We start from the raw sequence: 18,168 nt of genomic DNA, 5'->3' as shown, positions 1-18,168 counted from the left end.
CGTAAGCGTTGGTGGTGCGTCGTTAGTACATTTCCAGCCGCCCAATATCCCTGGATTGCAGGCGGGCTTCTGCCTGTTGGTTGGCTGCCAGCTCCCTGAAGAGTTCGGCCTCACGATTATTCTGGGCAAGTTTGGCCCGCAGCACATCCCGCTCCAGGTAGATTTGTTCGGAAAGCCTGAAATCCAGAGCTTTCAGTTCATGGTAGAAGCGCCTCCATGAACGACATGCCGACTCCGGTGCACGGTAGTTTCGGGTCAGGTCGCGGAGCTTTTTCAGTTGTTTTTTGATGATTGAATGTTCTTCGTTCATTTGGGCGATGGGCGTTTCCGGGCGTGGGGGCTGGTCATGCGCCATCTGGTTCAGTACGTGAGTGTTCTCCTTCTCGATATGGTCTCGAAACAGGCGCTCCAGCTTTTTGACCGCCAGCGTGATGCCTTTCGGTACGTCCGGGTTGGCTCTGTGAACCGCTTCAATCTTGCGGGCGAGCCGGTGGATTTCGGGCAGTTTTGCGAGGTGAGCAGCATCGTACCCCCGCAGTATCAGCTCCAGCAGTACGTCAGTATCCAGCTCTTCAATAGATGTCTGCTCCATGACTGTGTCAAACAGCTCCTGGCATAACTTCCCAAGGTCAACATTGGCAATGGAGGCGACCATAGCCACGGTGGCCAGGCGGTGGTTCTCGATATGCGGCACGTATCGGCGGAATACATCGAGTGTTTCCGGGCATTTGCTTGCCAACTGGCTGACCGTGGTTTCGCTGCAGCGTCCGAGAATATCCTGATGGTTCATTGCTCATACTCCTCTCTTGCTTTAACATATATATAGAATGCAGGTTATAGGTAGTCAAGAATTATTCTCATTTTCTGTCAAGTGAGGGAGGTGGTTAACCGTGGAGATCAATGCTGAAGTGACGCCGGAAGCCAAGGTCTATCTTCTGAATTTATTAGAAAAACAGAATGTTCCTGGTATGGCGGCCCGGGTGATGTGATTGCGGCCGATGTTAAAGACAATATTCTGCAGGTTCCGTTTGTGAAAGAGTGCAAGGTGGAGATTGTGTTTGATCCACCCTGGAGCTACGACAACCTGGATGAAGAAGCCCGGCTTGAGCTGGGAATGATCTGAACCGGCTAGAGACTTTATGAATCTTAATGATCAATGAAGAAGCGCATATGGCCACTCAGACAGACGCCTGTCTACCGGAGTTAACGTCCCCTCCAAAGCCGGTTTTCGACAGTAAGCGCGTGCCCGGAAATCCGGCTATCTGGGTCGGAATCTTCTCGGAGTTGACGGAGTTTGCCATCTTTTTTGTGGTCTACTTCATCGCCCGTGCTCACCACCCGGATGAGTTCAACTCCGGCCCCCTTCAATTGCACACCCTTGCAGGAACGATCAATACCCTGGTTCTGATTACCAGTAGCTATTTTGTGGTCAAAGGTATCTATGCACTGAGGGCTGACCAGCCGGAAAAAGCCGTGCGCTGGCTCTGGGGCACACTCGCGTGCGGCGCTGTCTATCTGGCTATCAAGTGTCTGGAGTACCTTTGGAACCAGGAGCAGGGCATTCAGACAAACACTAGTAATTTTTTTGCAGTGTATTACTACACAACCTTCAACCATATGCTGCACGTATTCTGGGGTAGCGGGGGGATTCTCTGGGCGATTCTCCGGATTCGTTCAGGAGGGTTTACCGCCACCAACCACAATGGTCTGATTGCCGCTGCTTGCTACTGGCACATGATTGATCTGGCCTGGATTCTGATTTTTCCATTGATGTATGTCCTTCGGTAAACCGGCGATAACTTGTAAAAGGAGATCAGAATGAACGTGACTGACAAAGCGCGGGTCGCTGGCAGGCATCTGGATCGCATGTGGGTGATTCTGGTCGGGCTCACCCTGGTCAATGCATTGATTGCTGAACGGGCCGAACCCGGGTTGGTGATTACGTTGGTTATTGCAGCAATGATTGTGGTCAAAGCCAGGTTGATCATTGATCACTTTATGGAACTGAAAGAAGCATCCCCCTATATCTATTATCTGATTACCGCCTATTTTTACGTGTTCTCACTGCTCGCAGTCTTGGTCTGGCTCTTCCCTGAAACATTGGCAAGCTGGACGACTCTGCGCTGAGGGTGTCGAGCGCGGGACATCAATGCTGAAGTGGCGTAAAGTGTCGTAACCGGATATCCAATAAAAACCGAGAGCTATAAGCTCCTTAGCACGAGTGCCCCTATGCTCGCCCCCGCTTCAGTCAGTGATTATCGCCTGTTGGCCAGGCGCAAACTACCGCGCATGTTGTTCGACTATCTGGACGGCGGTGCCTTTTCTGAACATACCCTGGCTGAAAACCGGCGCGCCTTTGAACAATGGTGTTTTCGCCAAAGGGTGATGACCGACGTTTCCCGTATTGATACGTCCGCCACTTTGCTGGGAACGGCTGCCGCCATGCCCCTGGTCATGGCGCCCATGGGTCTGGCCGGGATGTTGGCCAGGCGGGGTGAGGTGCAGGCAGCAGCGGCCGGTGCCAGAGCCAACATTCCATTTTGCCTGAGTACCGTGGGTATCTGTGCGGTGGAAGAGGTGGCCCGGGACGTTCCGGATGCCAATCGGTGGTTCCAGCTCTATGTGCTGAAAGACCGGGGCTTTTCCGAGGAACTGTTGGCAAGAGCCTGGCAGGCCGGTTTCAAGACTCTGGTCTTCACCGTCGATCTGGCCAGGTTGGGCCTGCGGTACCGGGATGTTCGCAACGGCATGAACGGCAACCTGCCGTTGCCCGCGAAAGTGCGTAAGGTGCTGGATCTGCTCGGCCATCCCCGCTGGCTGGCGGATGTGGCCATTGGTGGCAAGCCGCTGACGTTTGGTAATCTGGCCAGTGTGGTGCTATCGGGCCGCAAGCCGGAGGATTTTAAAGCCTGGGTTGAGAGCCAGTTTGATCCCTCGGTCACCTGGAATGATCTGGACTGGATACGCCAGCACTGGCCGGGCAAGCTGGTGATCAAAGGCATTATGGAAGTGGAGGATGCCCGCTCGGCTCTTAAGGTGGGGGCCGATGCGGTGGTGGTGTCCAATCACGGTGGTCGCCAACTGGATGGTGCGCCGGCTTCCCTGAGTATGTTGCCCGCCATCGCAGCCGCCATCGGTGAGAAGTGCCAGGTGTTGGTGGATGGTGGCGTTCAGACCGGCCAGGATGTTGTCCGGGCATTGTGCCTGGGGGCTAGTGGTTGCCTGATAGGGCGCCCCTGGGGCTATGCCCTGGCGGCCGGTGGTCAGGCGGCTGTTGAAAACCTGCTGACCAATATCCGGTATGAAACCGAGCTGACACTTTCGCTGATGGGCAAAACGGCGCTTGATCAGTTGTCCCGGTCAGACCTTTTGTCGCTGGACGAGCTGCAGGCGCTTAGCCGCGCCTGAGCTTGTTCAGGACTTGGTGAAGAGCAGTTTCCGTGGGCTGAAATCCCATTCCAGGCTGTCCAGCAGGTTTTTCAGGGCCAGCCCCAGTTCGGTGTCGCCTTCAATCACCAGGCGGCGCTGGAAAAACAGCTGGTCCGGGTCCTGCTTGCGCTCGGCGAGGGTTTTGAACGCGGCCAGGGAGCCACGGATGGTGGCTTCGCCCGGGCCGTCGACAATGCGCAAACGCCCGGCCCAGAAACCGAAGGTTATCCCGGGGTGGCCGCCGTTTACTTCCAGCCGGATTCGCCGGCCCTCGAAGTCATCAAATTCCCCCTCGGCCATGGCCTGGGCAAACAGCCGGTTAAGCGGAGCTTCCGCGACCAGCTGTTTGAAAGGCATGGGGATTGACCGGTCAATGGTGCCCAGAGCCGGTGCCGGCGAGGGCAGGAACTCTTTCAGCACTGCCAGGGATTGATCCATCAAGGGGCTGTGCAGGGCAGCAATGGGGGGTAGCGAAAAGGCCATGGTTTACTCCGGGCGGTCAGAAACCCGCCCAGAGTAAAGCAAAAAACCCAGGGGTGATTTGATATAACTCAGCCCTTGTGCAGGCCTTCTTCCACAGCCCACACGGCAACCTCTACCCGGGAGCGCAGGCTCAGTTTCTTGAGCAGGTGTTTTACGTGGACTTTCACTGTGCCGTCGCTGATGTCGAGTTTGCGGCCGATCATCTTGTTGGACAGGCCTTCGGCGATCAGTTTCAGGATGTCCTTTTCGCGTGGGGTCAGGCTGTCGAAATCCGGGCGCGAGGCCTGTTGCGGCTTGTTGGAGCGCAGGGCTTCGGCCAGCAGGGTGGTCAGCCGGTCGCTGATCACCATTTTGCCAACGGCTGCCTGGTGCAGCTGGGCGATCATGTCGTCCGGTTCCATGTCCTTGAGCAGATAGCCATCAGCGCCGGCGCGCAGGGCGGCAACCACGTCGTCTTCCTGGTCTGAAACGGTGAACATGATAATGCGGGAGCTGATGTTCTGGGCCCTGAGCCTTTTCAGGGCTTCAATGCCGTCCATCTCCGGCATGTTCAGGTCCATCAGGATCAGGTCGGGCTCTATCTCGGTCGCCATCCGGATGCCGTCGGCGGCGTTGCTGGCTTCGCCGACAACTTCCATATCCTGTTCCATGCTGATCAATTGCTTGATGCCCTGGCGCAGCAAGGGATGATCGTCTATCAGCAGGATACTTGCGGGTGTTTCAGACATATTCTTTCTCGTTTAAGGCATTTGTCGGTTCAGGCGGTTGATGACTGCACGGCAATCAGGTTCCGGCTTTTGGGAACGAATGTTAACTCAACTTCCACGCCGCCTTCCTCCCGGTTTTTCACTTCTACGGTTCCGCCCAGAGTCCTGGCCCGGTCCTGCATGATCACCATGCCGTAGTGGTTCACGGGTTGTCCGCCTCCGGGCAGGCCTTTGCCGTTATCCCTGATACGGGCACAGACTCTGGGAGATTCAAATACGACCTCTACAGCAATGTCGGTGGCATCGGCATGCTTGACAGCATTGGCCAGGCCTTCCCGGATAATCTGCAGGGTGTGGATCTCTTCGTTGGGCGACAGGGTCTGGGGCGGCAGGTTGTACTCCAGTGCCACCGACCGGCCCAGCCGTTCAGAGAACTCATCGATGGTTTTGCTCAGGGCGCTGGCCAGGTCCGGTGTATCCAGTTTCAGGCGGAAGGTGGCCAGTAGCTCCCGCAACTGGCGGTAGGCACTGTTCAGGCCGGTGCTGAGTTCGTCCAGGATCTCGCTGTGCAGTTTTTCCTGGTCACCACTGATATTGAGCCGGCGCAGCCGTGTTACCTGCATTTTCAGGTAGGACAGGGACTGGGCCAGGGAGTCGTGCAGTTCCCGGGCGATGACGGTGCGCTCCTCGGCCAGGGTTTGTTGCTGCTCTTCGGTAATCTGGCGTTCCAGGAATATGGCCGTGGCCAGCTGGTCGGTCATGGTTTCCAGCAGTCGGCGGGACATGTCCGGCAGGCCCTTGTCTGCGGGGTACCAGACTTCCAGTGTGCCCAGCAATTGGCCCGGAGTGCGGATGGGCAGCAACAGGCGACGGCCGTCGTTGCCTTCCAGTGGCAGGTCGTCGTACACCTCGGGTGTGACCAGGCACGCATTGCAGTGGTGGTCCCGGCAGTAGAACGGGCGCTTGCTGGTGGCGGTGGTTACCGCCTCGATGGGTTCTGGTGAGCCTTTTTCATGCAGGTACAGGCGGATAGGGCCGATGCCCAGAAGCCGCTCCAGCTCCTGCAGGATTGGAATGGCACCGCTGCACAGGTCGTGGTTGGCGAACAGGCCGCGGCTGGCAACGTGCATGGCCTGCAGGGCGGAGTGGCTGATTTCCAGTTCTTCGGTTTTCCGCTGTACCCGGCTTTCAAGTTCGTAGTAGGTCAGGGCCAGTTCGCTGGTCATCTGGTCAAAGGCCTGGCCCAACCGGGCCAGTTCGTCGTTGCCTTTCAGGTTGGCCTTGTGGGAGAAGTCCTGCTCACCCACGGCAGTGGCAATGTGGATCAGTTTGCGCAGCGGGCGGAGTACCCGGTTTTTCAGGTCCAGGAACAGTGCCATCACAATCAGGATGGAAAAAATCATGCTGATGATCTGGATCAGCAGCAGCAGGTCGATACGGGCTTCCGTGCGTTGTTCCAGCATGGCAACCAGCTGGTCGACTTCGCTGGTGTACTGCTCGATGGATGCCACGATAGCGGGGGTCAGCGGTGTGCCGGCCTCATGCTGCTCGATTTCCGGCTTCAGCCGGGTCAGCCACAACTGCTTGACCTTCTGGTACTGCAGAGCCAGCGGGTGGTCGGTGCTGCGTGGTATGGAGCGCACAATGGCGGAGGTTTCCAGCCGGTTCTGGTAGCTGGCTGTCTGGGCTTCGATACTGGCATCGCCGTTGGTCAGGTCTGTAGTGGCGGAGCGGGCTGCAAGCTGGAACGCTGCCATGCGCAGGGCGCCGGCCTGGTTAATGGCGGTCGCGTTGCCCTCGATGCTGCTGGAAATGCCGAGGGTAGTGGCCATGCTGACAATGGCGGTCAGAACAATAGCGCCGATCGCAACGGCCAGTCGGTTTACCAGCGGGCTTCTGGAGGTCATGCGTAGCAGGTGTTCCGGATAATAGTCATATAAAAGGCAGCTTCGAACGGATTATGGCTGAAAGCCGCTACTCGGGATACCTCTTTGAGGATAGTCAATTACCCCGATAGTTGGTAACCCATCATAGCTTTTGACCTTGCGCTACGTAAAAGCCGAGACTGAGGATTGGTGTTTTGCAGGGTGAATAAATGCACGCGCTCCCGGAACAGGACGACGAAGAACTGGCCTCGCTGGCGGTGGTATTGCCGTTGGCACTGGCAGGCTTTGTGGTGGCTGCCGGTTGCTGGACGCTGTTTGCGGTGGCGGGCGTGCATGTGAAGGCCCAGCTGGCGCTGTCCAGTGTCCAGTTCGGAGTGCTGCTGGCGGCGCCGATGGCGGTCAGCGCCCTGCTGGCCATTCCGGCGGGCCTGTGTGCCCGGCGTTTCGGTGCCCGGGCAGTCATGCTGTTTTGCCTTACCGGCCTGGCATTGTGTATGGCGCTTCTGCTGGTGGCCAACAGTTACCCTGCACACCTGATTGTGGCCGCGGGCCTTGGGTTGGCGGGCGGTTTTTACAGTGCCGGCCTGCATTATGTGACCAGCCATTGCCGGCAAAGGCTGGGGCTGGTTCTCGGAATTTTTGGCGCCGGGGTTACCGGTGCGGCCTTTAACTATTACCTGGTTCCGCTGTTCCACGAGGCATACTCCTGGCAGGGGGTGCCCCTGGCCTACCTGATCGTGCTGCTGCTGGTGATTGCGTTGGTGCTACTGCTCACTGACGCACGCCAGTATGGCTCCGCAGAAGGAGCTCGCTATGCCGGCCGGCCGGTGTCCGAACTGCTGCGTAACGGGCGCTCGCTCCCGCTGTGCCTGTATTTCGGCGTGGTGGCCGGCAGCTTTTTTGCCCTTGCCCTCTGGTTGCCGGACTTTCTCTCTGCCCAGTTCGGCTTGCAGCTGGGGGCGGGTGCCCGCATGGCCCAGTGGTTTGTTATTCCCGGCGCGCTGGCCCAGATTGCCGGCGGTGCGCTGTCAGACCGGCTGGGCAGCACCCCGGTGACCGCCCTGGCACTGATTGCCAGCCTGGTTGCCCTGTTTGTGTTGTCCTACCCGCCCATGACCCTGCACATCCGCGGGGTGGAAGGGGATATCGTGGTCAACTTCGCGTTGCCGGTTATCCTGGAGCGGGGGCTGGTTATCCTTCTGGGGGTGGCCCTGGGCTGCGCCATGGGCAGTTTGCAGCGGGAGGTCATACTGGCCAACCGGGCCGAGGCGTCGCTGTTTGCCGGCCTGTTGCTGGTGAGCGCTTGCTCCGTGGCCTTCCTGCTGCCCGTGGCCTTTGGTGCCATCAACCAGTGGCTGGGCATCCGCACGGCGGTTTTCATGCTGTTGTTCGGTCTTTTAGGGCTTTGCCTGCTGATGTTTGCGGTAGGCACCCGCCATCGCGTTTATCAATATTTGAGTTAGATCAAATGTCAGGCGGTAATTGCCCGGATACCCCCATCGGGGGAGGGAATTCGGCGTGTCTACCCTCTAGTATTAAAACAATGATTTTGTATGCATGAAAATGCACAGGGGATACACTGATGGCCATGATGCAAGTTGCAGACAACCGATACTCCAAGCCCGTACTGGTAGCCGTAAACCAGACCCTGAGCGAACAGGACGGCGTTGATGCGCTCCGTAACCACACCTTGTTCCGCACTCTGCGAGACGAAGATCTCGACGGGCTGATCCAGCAGTCCCGCCGGCTTCGCCTGGGCCATCACCAGCTGCTGTATCGCCAGGATATGCCGGCTCACCATTTTTTCTTTGTCATCTCCGGCCGGCTGCGGCTGTACCGCCTGGACTCCTCCGGCATCGATCGCACCCTGGACAGCCTTGCGCCCGGTGACTGCTTTGCCGAGGTGATGATCTATGCAGACCCGCCCAAGTACGCCTGCTATGCCGAAGCGCTGAAATCCAGCGAAGTGCTGATGATCCCGGTGAAGGCCTATCAGGATTTGCTCACCCAGCACCCGGAATACGCACAGGCTGCGCTGCGCCACTATGCCCAGCGTGCGGTAACCCGGTTCCATGACCTGGAAATCATGACGGTACAGAGCGCCCGTGACCGCCTGGTGCGCTATCTCATCGATCTGCTGCCGGAGGGAACTCGCAGTGGTGGAGAAGTGGAATTGCCGTTGCCCAAGTGCCTGGTAGCCTCCCGCCTTGCCATGCAGCCGGAAACCTTCTCACGGATTCTGGCCGACCTGAAGTCCAGCGGGCTGGTGCGGGTTAATCGCAGCCGCCTGTTCATCGCCGACCCCCAGCGGTTGATGGATCTCAGTCTCTGATTCCGGTTGAGGCCTTCGGACCTCTATACCCATAGAGGTATTTGATTTATCAGGAATCTCGTCCACCCTTGTAGTCATTCAAACATGTTTGGGGAATTCTTTGTGATTGCTGTCACCCGGATTGCTTTGTCTTTCTTGCTGTTGTTTCTGGCCAGCACCGTTTCCGCCCAACCCCTCTCTGACTATGACCCCCTGGCCGGGCGCCAGGTGATCGAGAGAGCCATTCCCGAGGTGACTGATTTCAGCCCGGTTGAGGGTAACCGGGCCGTACAGGAACTTTATGCCGGGGAAGAGCTGGTGGGCTATGCCTATCAGACGATCGATTTTGTCCAGACTCCGGCCTATTCCGGCAAGCCCCTGAACGCCATGGTGGTGCTGGATACAGAAGGGGTGATCAAAGGCTCCAAGGTTATCCACCACGACGAACCGATCCTGCTGATCGGTATTCCCGAGCAAAAAATGCATGACTTCACCGACCAGTACGCCGGGCTGAAAGCAGACCAGAGGGTAACGGTAGGTGGCAAGTCATCCGAGCGCCGTGTGGCGGTAGATGGCCTGTCCGGTGCCACGGTGACCGTGATGGTGATCAATGAAGTGATCATGCGCACCGCCCACCGCGTAGGTGGCGAACTGGGCCTGATCGAAGTGAATGCAGGCAGCAAGCGCCCGCCGGTAGCGGAAGTAGACACCGAGTCGTTCCAGGACAAGACCTGGGACGAGTTGACCGGTGACGGCTCCGTTCGCCGCCTGCTGCTGACCCGCGGTACCGTGGACGACGCCTTTATCGGCGGCCCCGCTGAAGGTGTGGAAGCTGCCGCTCCGGATGAGCGGGACGACGCGCTGATCGACCTGTACGCCACCTACCTGAATGCCCCCACCATCGGCCGCAACCTGCTGGGCGAGAGCCAGTACCAGTGGCTGATGTCCGAGCTGGAAGAGGATGAGCACGCCATCGCGGTGATGGCCAATGGCGAGTACTCCTTCAAAGGTTCCGGCTACGTTCGTGGCGGTATCTTTGACCGGGTGCAGATTCGCCAGTTTGGTGACACCTTCAACTTCCGGGATCTCGACTTTTACCGCCTCAGTGATGTCTATGCCGAGGGCATGCCTGACTTTTCCGAGATGGCCATTTTTATTGCCCGGCAGCAGTACAAGTTTGACCCGGGTACTCCCTGGTCCCTGGAGCTGACAGTCAAGCGCCAGACCGGCCCGCTGGACAGCGAATTCGCGGTATTCCCGCTGGAATACCAGCTGCCGGACCAGTATTACACCCGTGCCGAACCGGTTCTGACCGAAGAAGAGTGGCTGGAAGAGCAGCCCCTGTGGGTGCAGGTGTGGTACCAGAAAGAGTTCCAGCTGATGGTGTTGGGCGCAGGCATTGCCGTGCTGCTGTTCATCCTGTTCTTCCAGGACTGGCTGGTACAGAAGCCGAAGATGATGCGCTGGATCCGTCACGGCTTCCTGGTTTACACCCTGTTCTTCATCGGTTGGTACGCTTTGGGGCAGCTGTCTATCGTGAACGTGCTGACCTTCGTGAACAGTTTGATCAGCGGCTTTACCTGGGAAACCTTCCTGATCGACCCGATGCTGTTCATCCTCTGGTCTGTGGTTGCCGGCATCGTGCTGCTCTGGGGCCGTGCGGTTTACTGCGGCTGGCTGTGCCCGTTCGGTGCCCTGCAGGAGCTGATCAACGAAATTGCCCGCAAGCTGAAGGTGCCCCAGTACACCGTGCCGTTTGCCTGGCATGAGCGGCTGTGGGCGATCAAGTACATCATCCTGCTGGTGCTGTTCGGTGTGTCCCTGGAGTCCATGGCCACCGCTGAGCAGATGGCCGAGGTGGAGCCGTTCAAAACCGCTATCACCCTGCATTTCGACCGTAGCTGGCCGTTTGTGACCTACGCCGTGCTGCTGCTGGTGGTGAATATCTTCACCCGTAAGGTGTACTGCCGCTATCTGTGCCCGCTGGGTGCCGCGCTGGCGCTGCCCACCAAGCTGCGTGTGTTCGACTGGCTCAAGCGCCGCAAGGAGTGCGGTAACCCTTGCCGCCTGTGTGACCACGAGTGTGAAGTACAGGCGATCCACCCGGATGGCACCATCAACTACATGGAATGCCACTACTGCCTGGATTGCCAGATGACCTATTTCGATGACCACAAGTGCCCGCCGCTGATTGTTAAGCGCCGTGGCAAGCGCCGTGGTCAGAACGCACCCGGCCGCCCGGAAGAAATCCCGGTGGTACAGGTGAGCTGAGTAGTCCCGAGGAGCCAAACATAAGGCCCCGGAAAGCCATGAGAAGCAATAACCGCCATAACCAATAACGGAGTTGGATGCTATGAAAAAAAGAGATGATCTGACCAAGGACACGCCGGAGGCACCGGAAGGTGGTCTGAGCCGTCGTCGCTTTATGGGCGCCGCAGCGCTCGCAGGCGTAGCCGGCGCAACCGGTCTTGGTTCATCCATCATGACCCGTGAATCGTTCGCCGCTGCCGCCAAGGAAGCCAAGAACAAGATTCACGTCGAGCCCGGCGAACTGGACGAATACTACGGTTTCTGGAGTGGTGGCCACCAGGGTGAAGTACGTGTTCTGGGCGTGCCGTCCATGCGCGAACTGATGCGGATTCCGGTATTCAACGTGGACCCGGCTACTGGCTGGGGTATCACCAACGAGAGTAAAGAAATTCTCGGCGGCGACCAGCAGTACCTGAACGGCGACTGCCACCACCCGCACATCTCCATGGAAGATGGCCGTTATGATGGCAAGTACCTGTTCATCAACGACAAGGCCAACACCCGTGTAGCCCGTATCCGTCTGGACATCATGAAGACGGACAAGATCACCCACATTCCGAACGTCCAGGCCATTCACGGTCTGCGTCTGCAGAAAGTGCCGCGCACCAAGTATGTCTTCTGCAACGCCGAGTTTGTTATTCCGCAGCCGAACGACGGCAGCGAATACAGCCTGGAAAACAGCTACACCATGTTCAACGCGATCGACGCGGACACCATGGAAGTCGCCTGGCAGGTAATCGTAGACGGCAACCTGGATAACACCGATGCCGACTACACCGGTAAGTACGCAGCCTCTACCTGCTACAACTCCGAGAAAGCCAACGACCTGGCCGGCACCATGCGTAACGACCGCGACTGGGTGGTTGTGTTCAACGTCGAGCGTATTGAAGCCGCCATCAAGGCCGGTAACTTCAAGACCATCGGCAACTCCAAGGTTCCGGTTGTAGACGGCCGCGGCAAGTCCGACGTTACCCGTTACATCCCGGTAGCGAAGAACCCGCACGGTCTGAACACGTCTCCGGATGGCAAGTACTTCATCGCCAACGGCAAGCTGTCTCCGACCTGTTCCGTTATCCAGATCGACAAGCTGGACGATCTGTTTGACGACAAGATCGAGCTGCGTGACACCATCGTGGCCGAGCCGGAGCTGGGACTTGGGCCCCTGCACACCACCTTCGACGGTCGTGGCAACGCCTACACCACGCTGTTTATCGACAGCCAGGTATGTAAGTGGAACATTGCCGATGCCATCAAGCACTACAACGGCGAAGAAGTGAACTACATCCGCCAGAAGCTGGATGTTCACTACCAGCCGGGCCACAACCACGCGTCTCTGACCGAGTCCCGCGACGCCGACGGCAAGTGGCTGGTGGTATTGTCCAAGTTCTCCAAGGACCGCTTCCTGCCGGTTGGCCCGCTGCACCCGGAGAACGACCAGCTGATCGACATTTCCGGTGAGGAAATGAAGCTGGTACACGATGGCCCGACCTTTGCCGAGCCGCACGACTGTATCCTGGTGCGTCGTGACCAGATCAAGACCAAGAAGATCTGGGACCGTGACGATGCCTTCTTCGCCCCGACTGTGGAGCGTGCCAAGAAAGACGGCATCACCCTGGAAGCCGACAACAAGGTTATCCGCGACGGCAACAAGGTTCGTGTTTACATGACCTCTGTAGCGCCGCAGTTCGGTATGACCGAGTTCAAGGTGAAAGAAGGTGACGAAGTGACGGTTACCGTAACCAACCTGGATACCATCGAAGACGTAACCCACGGCTTCTGTATGGTAAACCACGGTGTTAGCATGGAAATCAGCCCGCAGCAGACAGCGTCTGTTACCTTTACGGCCGGCAAGCCCGGTGTGTACTGGTACTACTGCAACTGGTTCTGCCATGCGCTGCACATGGAAATGGGCGGTCGTATGCTGGTCGAAAAGGCCTGATCACTGCTCCTGGCAAGGAGTCCCGGTTTCGGGGCTCCTGCCTTCACCTTTTTCTGAGAACATTTGATGTACCAGATTCTGCGTTATGGGGTGGCCCTGTCAGTCGCTCTCTTATCGCTTGCCGCTCATGCGAACCTGCAACAGCAGCTTGATAACCTGGAACCGGGTTCGGCCATCGAACTTCCTCCCGAAACACTTTCGCCACTGGCTGTCAGGGTGCCGGGTGTTACTGTGTCCTGCGCGCCAGACACTGTGATTGATGGCGGGGGCAAGGGCAACGCTGTGCATATCCTGGCCGAGGAAGTCACTTTATCCGGCTGCACGGTGCGCAACTGGGGCAAGGACCTGAACGAACTGGACGCGGGCATTTTTGTCGCCCGGGAAGCCAGGGGATCCACCATCGAGAACAACCAGCTGCAGGGGCCGGCTTTCGGCATCTGGCTGGATGCGACACCGGATGTGACGGTGCGCAACAACCGAATTCGAGGCGATATCAGCCTGCGGTCCCAGGACCGGGGCAACGGTATCCACCTGTTCAATACCACCGGGGCGCTGATTGAAGACAACGACATCAGCCAGACCCGTGATGCCATCTACATCGAAACCGCCAATAACAACAAGATCCTCAACAATGTGATGACGGATCTGCGGTATGGCATCCACTACATGTATTCCATGAACAACCTGCTGGAAGGCAACCTTACCCGAGGCACCCGCACCGGCTATGCCCTGATGCAGAGCAAGCGCCTGACCGTCATCAACAACCGCTCGGAAGACGACCAGAACTACGGAATCCTGATGAACTTCATCACCAACTCCACCTTGCGGGGCAACGTGGTGAAGGGCGTGTCTGAAGGGCAGACCGGTGACGTGATGATTACCGGGGGCGAAGGCAAGGCCGTGTTTATCTATAACTCCCTGTATAACACCTTCGAAGGCAACCTGTTTGCCGACAGCAACATCGGCATTCACCTGACCGCCGGCTCGGAAGACAACGAAGTTTTCAACAACGCCTTCGTGAACAACGAGCGCCAGGTCAAGTATGTGGCCACCCGCACCCAGTCCTGGGCCAAAGAAGGCAAAGGCAATTTCTGGAGTGACTACCTGGGCTGGGACCGCAACCAGGACGGCCTGGGCGATGTACCCTATGAGCCCAACGACAACGTGGACCGGCTGCTGTGGAAATACCCGGAAGCCAAGGTGCTGATGTTCAGCCCTGCGGTCGACACCCTGCGCTGGGTGCAGGATGCCTTCCCGGTAGTGAAATCTGCCGGTGTGAGTGACCCCCATCCGCTGATGCGAATTCCCGAGTACCTGGAATCGGAGATCCGATGAACTGTTTTCGACTTGATAACGTCAGCCACCGTTACGACAAGGCGACGGTGCTGCACGGTGTTGACCTGCGGCTGGAACCGGGAGAAATTCTCGGCCTGTTCGGCCACAACGGGGCTGGCAAGACCACCTCGATCAAACTGATCCTGGGGCTGATGAAGCCTACCGAAGGCAAGGTGTCAGTCCTCGATGGTGAGGCCGGCGACCCGAACGTGACCCAGCATATCGGCTACCTGCCGGAGAACGTGATGTTCTACCCGCAGCTGACCGGCCGGGAAATTCTCAGCCACTTTGCCCGCCTGAAAGGCGCGCCCCTGCGCCAGGTGCCGGAACTGCTGAAGCAGGTGGGCCTGGGTGACGCCATGGACGCCCGCACCAAAACCTATTCCAAGGGCATGCGCCAGCGCCTGGGCCTGGCCCAGGCCCTACTCGGCAAGCCCAAACTGCTGATGCTGGACGAACCCACCGTCGGCCTGGACCCGGTGGCTACCGCAGACCTGTACCGGTTGTTGCGTGACCTGCGCGACGAAGGCACCGGCATCGTACTGTGCTCCCACGTACTGCCGGGTGTTGAACCCTACATCGACCGCGCCGCCATTCTGACCGAAGGCGCCCTGAAAGCCGCCGGTGACCTGCCATCCCTGAGGCAGCAAGCCAACATGCCGGTTACCCTGAGCCTGTTGCCCAGCAACAGCCTGGCGGCGCTCGAAAAAGTGATCGAACAGGCAGGGGAGAGCACCGGCCTGATGATGAAAACCGATAACGGACGACTGCAGGTAGACGTGAGACCCCTGGAAAAAATGCCCCTGATCCAGACCCTGATGAACTCCGGCGAAGTAGCCGACCTGGGCATTCACCAGCCCAGCCTTGAAGACATCTACGTGCACTTCATCGGCTCCGGCGGCCTGGCACATCGTGGAGGCAGCCAATGAACGCAATCTGGACCATCGCCCGCAAAGAACTGAGCGATAGCCTGCGTAACCGCTGGCTGGTAGCAATCTCTGTGGTCTTCGCCACCCTGGCACTGGGTATTGCCTGGTTCGGCGCGGCCGCTTCCGGGCAGGTAGGCTACGCCTCCACCCCCGCCACCATCGCCAGCCTGGCCAGCCTGGGTATCTTCCTGATCCCCCTGATCGCCCTGCTGCTGGCCTACGATGCCATCGTCGGTGAAGAAGAAGGCGGCACCCTGTTGCTGCTGATGACCTACCCGCTGAGCAAAAGCCAGCTGCTGCTGGGCAAATTCATGGGCCATGGCCTGACCCTGGCCCTCGCCACCCTGATCGGCTTTGGCGTAGCGGGCATTGCCATTGCCGTCCTGGTAGAAGACGTCGGCATCGGCGCCCTGGCCGTGGCCATGGGGCGCTTCATCGGCTCCACTATCCTGCTGGGTTGGGGCTTTATCGCCCTGGCGTACCTGGTCAGCGTCCGGGTCAGCGAAAAGCCCGTCGCCGCCGGCATGGCCCTGGCGATCTGGTTCTTCTTTGTCCTGATCTTTGACCTGATGCTGCTGGGCGTCCTGGTGGCCAGCGAAGGCAAACTCAACCCCGAATTACTGCCCTGGCTGCTGATGCTCAACCCCACCGACATCTACCGGTTGCTCAACATCGTCGCCTTCGGCGACAGCAGCCAGCTGAGCGGCGTCCTAAGCCTGGGCTCCGACCTGCCCATCGGCGCCGGCGGCCTGTGGCTCGGCCTGCTGGTATGGTGTGCCGTTCCCCTGGGCGGCGCCCTGTTACTGTTCAAAAACCGAAGAATCTGACCCTCACCGGAGAGCACTGACCCATGACAACCCACTTCAGCAAATGGCTCCTCGCCGCCCTGGCTGCCGTCATCCTCGCCGGCTGCTCCGGCGGTGAACAGGAAGTCGTCGCCAAGCCCGACCCCGTCCACTTCGAATCCGGCGACGAATGCCACGTATGCGGCATGGTCATCACCAACTTCCCGGGCCCCAAAGGCCAGGCCTTCACCGAGCGCGAACAGCACACCCGCAAGTTCTGCTCCACCAAAGACATGTTCGCCTGGTTCCTGCAGCCGGAAAACGAAAACCGCGATCACACCCTGTACGTCCACAACATGGCCCAGACCGACTGGGAACACCCGGACGACACCCAACTGATCGACGCCCGTGAAGCCTTCTACGTCGTCGGCTCCGAACGCTCCGGCGCCATGGGCCCGACCCTGGCCTCCTTCGCCACCGAGACCGAAGCGGCTGACTTTGCCTCAGAACATGGCGGAGAAGTCTTCGCCTTTGCAGATATCACCATGGAGCACCTCAACGCCGGCATGACCATGCACGACATGGGTGGCATGGAAGGTATGCATGATGGACACGATATGGACATGGCTGAAGAAGCCGGAATGGCTGGCGACGACAACATGGAAGAAGACCACAGCGGTCACAATATGGACCACTGAAGCAGAAACAGGGAAAAACAGTTCAGGATAGAGCAGGGAGGCAGGATTAGTCTGTTCTGTGGACTATGCCACCAAAGCACGAAAGCGCGGGTGAGGGGGCGGCTTCCAAAAATGTGCGGAGCCATGGATGGCGGAGCAGAAGCGCCACATGGACGTGCCGCAAGGAGCGGTTTTTGGAAGCCGCCCCCTCACCTGCGCCCACTCCAAGGGTCAGCCGCCGGTCATATTCATAAACCGAAGAATCTGCACCTCCCCCTCCGAAGAAAAGTGATGCCGCTCCGGCTTCAAATCCATCGCCGAAATAATCGCCTGCCGAAGCTTCTCATCATCCCCGGGAAACTCCCGCAGAACCTCCCGCAAATCCATCGAATGCTCATTCCCCAGGCACAGCAAAAGCCGCCCCTCCACCGTAACCCGAACCCGGTTACAGGTGTCGCAGAAATTATGGGAATGGGGAGAAATAAAACCCACCCGAACCGGACTGTCCGGCATCCGGTAATAGCGCGCAGGCCCGCCGGAATCCTCGGTAGCGGGAATCAGCTCATGGCGCTGGCGGATAATATCCCGCACCTCGGCACTGGTACACAGGGCCAGCCCACGGTCGTGCTCGGAAATTTCCCCCAGCGGCATCTCCTCGATAAACGTGATATCCAGCTGCTTCTTCCGGGCGAACTCGATCAGTTCCGGCACTTCCACGTCGTTCCGGCCCTTCATCACCACCGTATTCAGCTTGATACCCCGAAAGCCCGCCTCCCGGGCGGCTTCAATGCCATCAAGCACCTGGCTCAATTTGCCGGTGCGGGTTATACGGTGAAACTTGTCAGCATCCAGTGAATCCAGGCTGATATTAAGGCGGTGCAGCCCACCCCGGCGCAGCTCATCCGCCATCTCCGGTAACTGGCTGCCGTTGGTGGTCATCGCGAAGTCCCGCAGGCCATAACTGCCGATTTCCCTGACCAGGTCCAGGACACCCTTGCGAACCAGGGGCTCACCCCCGGTCAGGCGGATCTTCTCGGTGCCAAGATCCACAAAGTTACGGGCCACCCGGGCAATCTCTTCCAGCGAGAGAATCTGGCTGCGGGGCAGAAACACCATCTCTTCAGCCATACAGTAAACACAACGGAAGTCACAGCGATCCGTCACCGACAGGCGAACATAGTTCACCGTGCGGCCGAAGCGGTCTGTCAGTTGGTTTGCGGGCATCTGGGGGATTCCTGTTGCAACACATGGTTATGAGTATAGATGCAGTATGGCAAAGCCTGAGACAGATTCCGAGACCTGGGTAAGGATAAACACCGCTACCACCGTACAACCATTAATGGGTATTTTTTATGCAGGTTATAGGCGCTAAACTGA

At 58.5% G+C, this 18,168-nt stretch carries 17 protein-coding genes; 12 read left to right on the top strand and 5 right to left on the bottom strand.

What is annotated here, in order from left to right:
• Nucleotides 1-22: 22 nt before the first annotated feature.
• On the bottom strand, nucleotides 23-790 hold the full coding sequence (locus AQ621_RS12210; RefSeq protein WP_058341676.1) for a hemerythrin domain-containing protein: 768 nt from the start codon (nucleotides 788-790) through the stop codon (nucleotides 23-25).
• Nucleotides 791-985: 195 nt separating this feature from the next.
• On the opposite strand from AQ621_RS12210, the gene AQ621_RS17360 reads away from it, so the two are divergent.
• The 4 genes from AQ621_RS17360 to AQ621_RS12195 all read left to right on the top strand — a co-directional run bounded on the left by AQ621_RS17360 (nucleotide 986) and on the right by AQ621_RS12195 (nucleotide 3,408).
• Nucleotides 986-1,123 carry an iron-sulfur cluster assembly protein gene (locus AQ621_RS17360; protein WP_227508325.1) on the top strand — a complete coding sequence of 46 codons (138 nt, stop codon included), beginning with the start codon at nucleotides 986-988 and terminating at the stop codon, nucleotides 1,121-1,123.
• A gap of 26 nt (nucleotides 1,124-1,149) precedes the next feature.
• Nucleotides 1,150-1,788 (top strand): cytochrome c oxidase subunit 3 family protein, encoded by a 639-nt coding sequence (locus AQ621_RS12205; protein ID WP_227508324.1) that lies wholly within the window; start codon nucleotides 1,150-1,152, stop codon nucleotides 1,786-1,788.
• Nucleotides 1,789-1,818: 30 nt separating this feature from the next.
• A complete protein-coding gene (locus tag AQ621_RS12200) occupies nucleotides 1,819-2,127 on the top strand; it encodes a cytochrome C oxidase subunit IV family protein (RefSeq protein ID WP_058341675.1) in 309 nt (102 codons plus the stop codon).
• Between the two features lie 102 nt (nucleotides 2,128-2,229).
• A complete protein-coding gene (locus AQ621_RS12195) occupies nucleotides 2,230-3,408 on the top strand; it encodes an L-lactate dehydrogenase (protein ID WP_058341674.1) in 1,179 nt (392 codons plus the stop codon).
• Nucleotides 3,409-3,414: 6 nt separating this feature from the next.
• On the opposite strand, the gene ubiT is transcribed toward AQ621_RS12195, so the two are convergent.
• From ubiT to AQ621_RS12180, 3 genes are all read right to left on the bottom strand, one after another.
• A complete protein-coding gene (gene ubiT, locus AQ621_RS12190) occupies nucleotides 3,415-3,912 on the bottom strand; it encodes a ubiquinone anaerobic biosynthesis accessory factor UbiT (RefSeq protein ID WP_082641066.1) in 498 nt (165 codons plus the stop codon).
• 68 nt (nucleotides 3,913-3,980) lie between these two features.
• Nucleotides 3,981-4,640 (bottom strand): two-component system response regulator NarL, encoded by a 660-nt coding sequence (narL, locus tag AQ621_RS12185; RefSeq protein ID WP_058341673.1) that lies wholly within the window; start codon nucleotides 4,638-4,640, stop codon nucleotides 3,981-3,983.
• Nucleotides 4,641-4,669: 29 nt separating this feature from the next.
• Nucleotides 4,670-6,526 (bottom strand): histidine kinase, encoded by a 1,857-nt coding sequence (locus tag AQ621_RS12180; RefSeq protein WP_058341672.1) that lies wholly within the window; start codon nucleotides 6,524-6,526, stop codon nucleotides 4,670-4,672.
• A 188-nt stretch (nucleotides 6,527-6,714) separates the two neighbouring features.
• On the opposite strand from AQ621_RS12180, the gene AQ621_RS12175 reads away from it, so the two are divergent.
• The 8 genes from AQ621_RS12175 (at nucleotide 6,715) to AQ621_RS12140 (ending at nucleotide 16,812) form a co-directional block, all read left to right on the top strand.
• Nucleotides 6,715-7,968, top strand: coding sequence for an MFS transporter (locus tag AQ621_RS12175; RefSeq protein WP_058341671.1), 1,254 nt, complete (start codon nucleotides 6,715-6,717; stop codon nucleotides 7,966-7,968).
• Between the two features lie 119 nt (nucleotides 7,969-8,087).
• The gene (locus tag AQ621_RS12170; protein ID WP_058341670.1) at nucleotides 8,088-8,837 is read left to right on the top strand and encodes a Crp/Fnr family transcriptional regulator; all 750 of its coding nucleotides are present in this window, start codon (nucleotides 8,088-8,090) and stop codon (nucleotides 8,835-8,837) included.
• Between the two features lie 84 nt (nucleotides 8,838-8,921).
• The gene (nosR, locus tag AQ621_RS12165) at nucleotides 8,922-11,087 is read left to right on the top strand and encodes a transcriptional regulator NosR (RefSeq protein ID WP_058341669.1); all 2,166 of its coding nucleotides are present in this window, start codon (nucleotides 8,922-8,924) and stop codon (nucleotides 11,085-11,087) included.
• Nucleotides 11,088-11,169: 82 nt separating this feature from the next.
• Complete coding sequence (nosZ, locus tag AQ621_RS12160) at nucleotides 11,170-13,065, top strand: TAT-dependent nitrous-oxide reductase (protein WP_058341668.1); 1,896 nt, start codon at nucleotides 11,170-11,172, stop codon at nucleotides 13,063-13,065.
• Between the two features lie 66 nt (nucleotides 13,066-13,131).
• A complete protein-coding gene (locus tag AQ621_RS12155; protein WP_058341667.1) occupies nucleotides 13,132-14,400 on the top strand; it encodes a nitrous oxide reductase family maturation protein NosD in 1,269 nt (422 codons plus the stop codon).
• A complete protein-coding gene (locus AQ621_RS12150; RefSeq protein ID WP_058341666.1) occupies nucleotides 14,397-15,329 on the top strand; it encodes an ABC transporter ATP-binding protein in 933 nt (310 codons plus the stop codon). Before AQ621_RS12155 ends, AQ621_RS12150 begins: the two co-directional genes overlap by 4 nt.
• Nucleotides 15,326-16,156, top strand: a complete 831-nt coding sequence (locus AQ621_RS12145; RefSeq protein WP_022987872.1) for an ABC transporter permease — start codon at nucleotides 15,326-15,328, stop codon at nucleotides 16,154-16,156. The genes AQ621_RS12150 and AQ621_RS12145 overlap by 4 nt, the downstream gene beginning before the upstream one ends.
• A 23-nt stretch (nucleotides 16,157-16,179) precedes the next feature.
• Nucleotides 16,180-16,812 (top strand): nitrous oxide reductase accessory protein NosL, encoded by a 633-nt coding sequence (locus AQ621_RS12140; protein ID WP_058341665.1) that lies wholly within the window; start codon nucleotides 16,180-16,182, stop codon nucleotides 16,810-16,812.
• 210 nt (nucleotides 16,813-17,022) lie between these two features.
• On the opposite strand, the gene moaA is transcribed toward AQ621_RS12140, so the two are convergent.
• Nucleotides 17,023-18,015, bottom strand: coding sequence for a GTP 3',8-cyclase MoaA (moaA, locus tag AQ621_RS12135; protein ID WP_058341664.1), 993 nt, complete (start codon nucleotides 18,013-18,015; stop codon nucleotides 17,023-17,025).
• Between the last annotated feature and the right edge of the window lie 153 nt (nucleotides 18,016-18,168).

The organism is Marinobacter sp. P4B1, from assembly GCF_001447135.1.
In the GTDB taxonomy this organism is placed as follows: Bacteria; Pseudomonadota; Gammaproteobacteria; order Pseudomonadales; family Oleiphilaceae; genus Marinobacter; species Marinobacter vinifirmus.
This window is presented reverse-complemented; position numbering and strand designations above follow the sequence as displayed.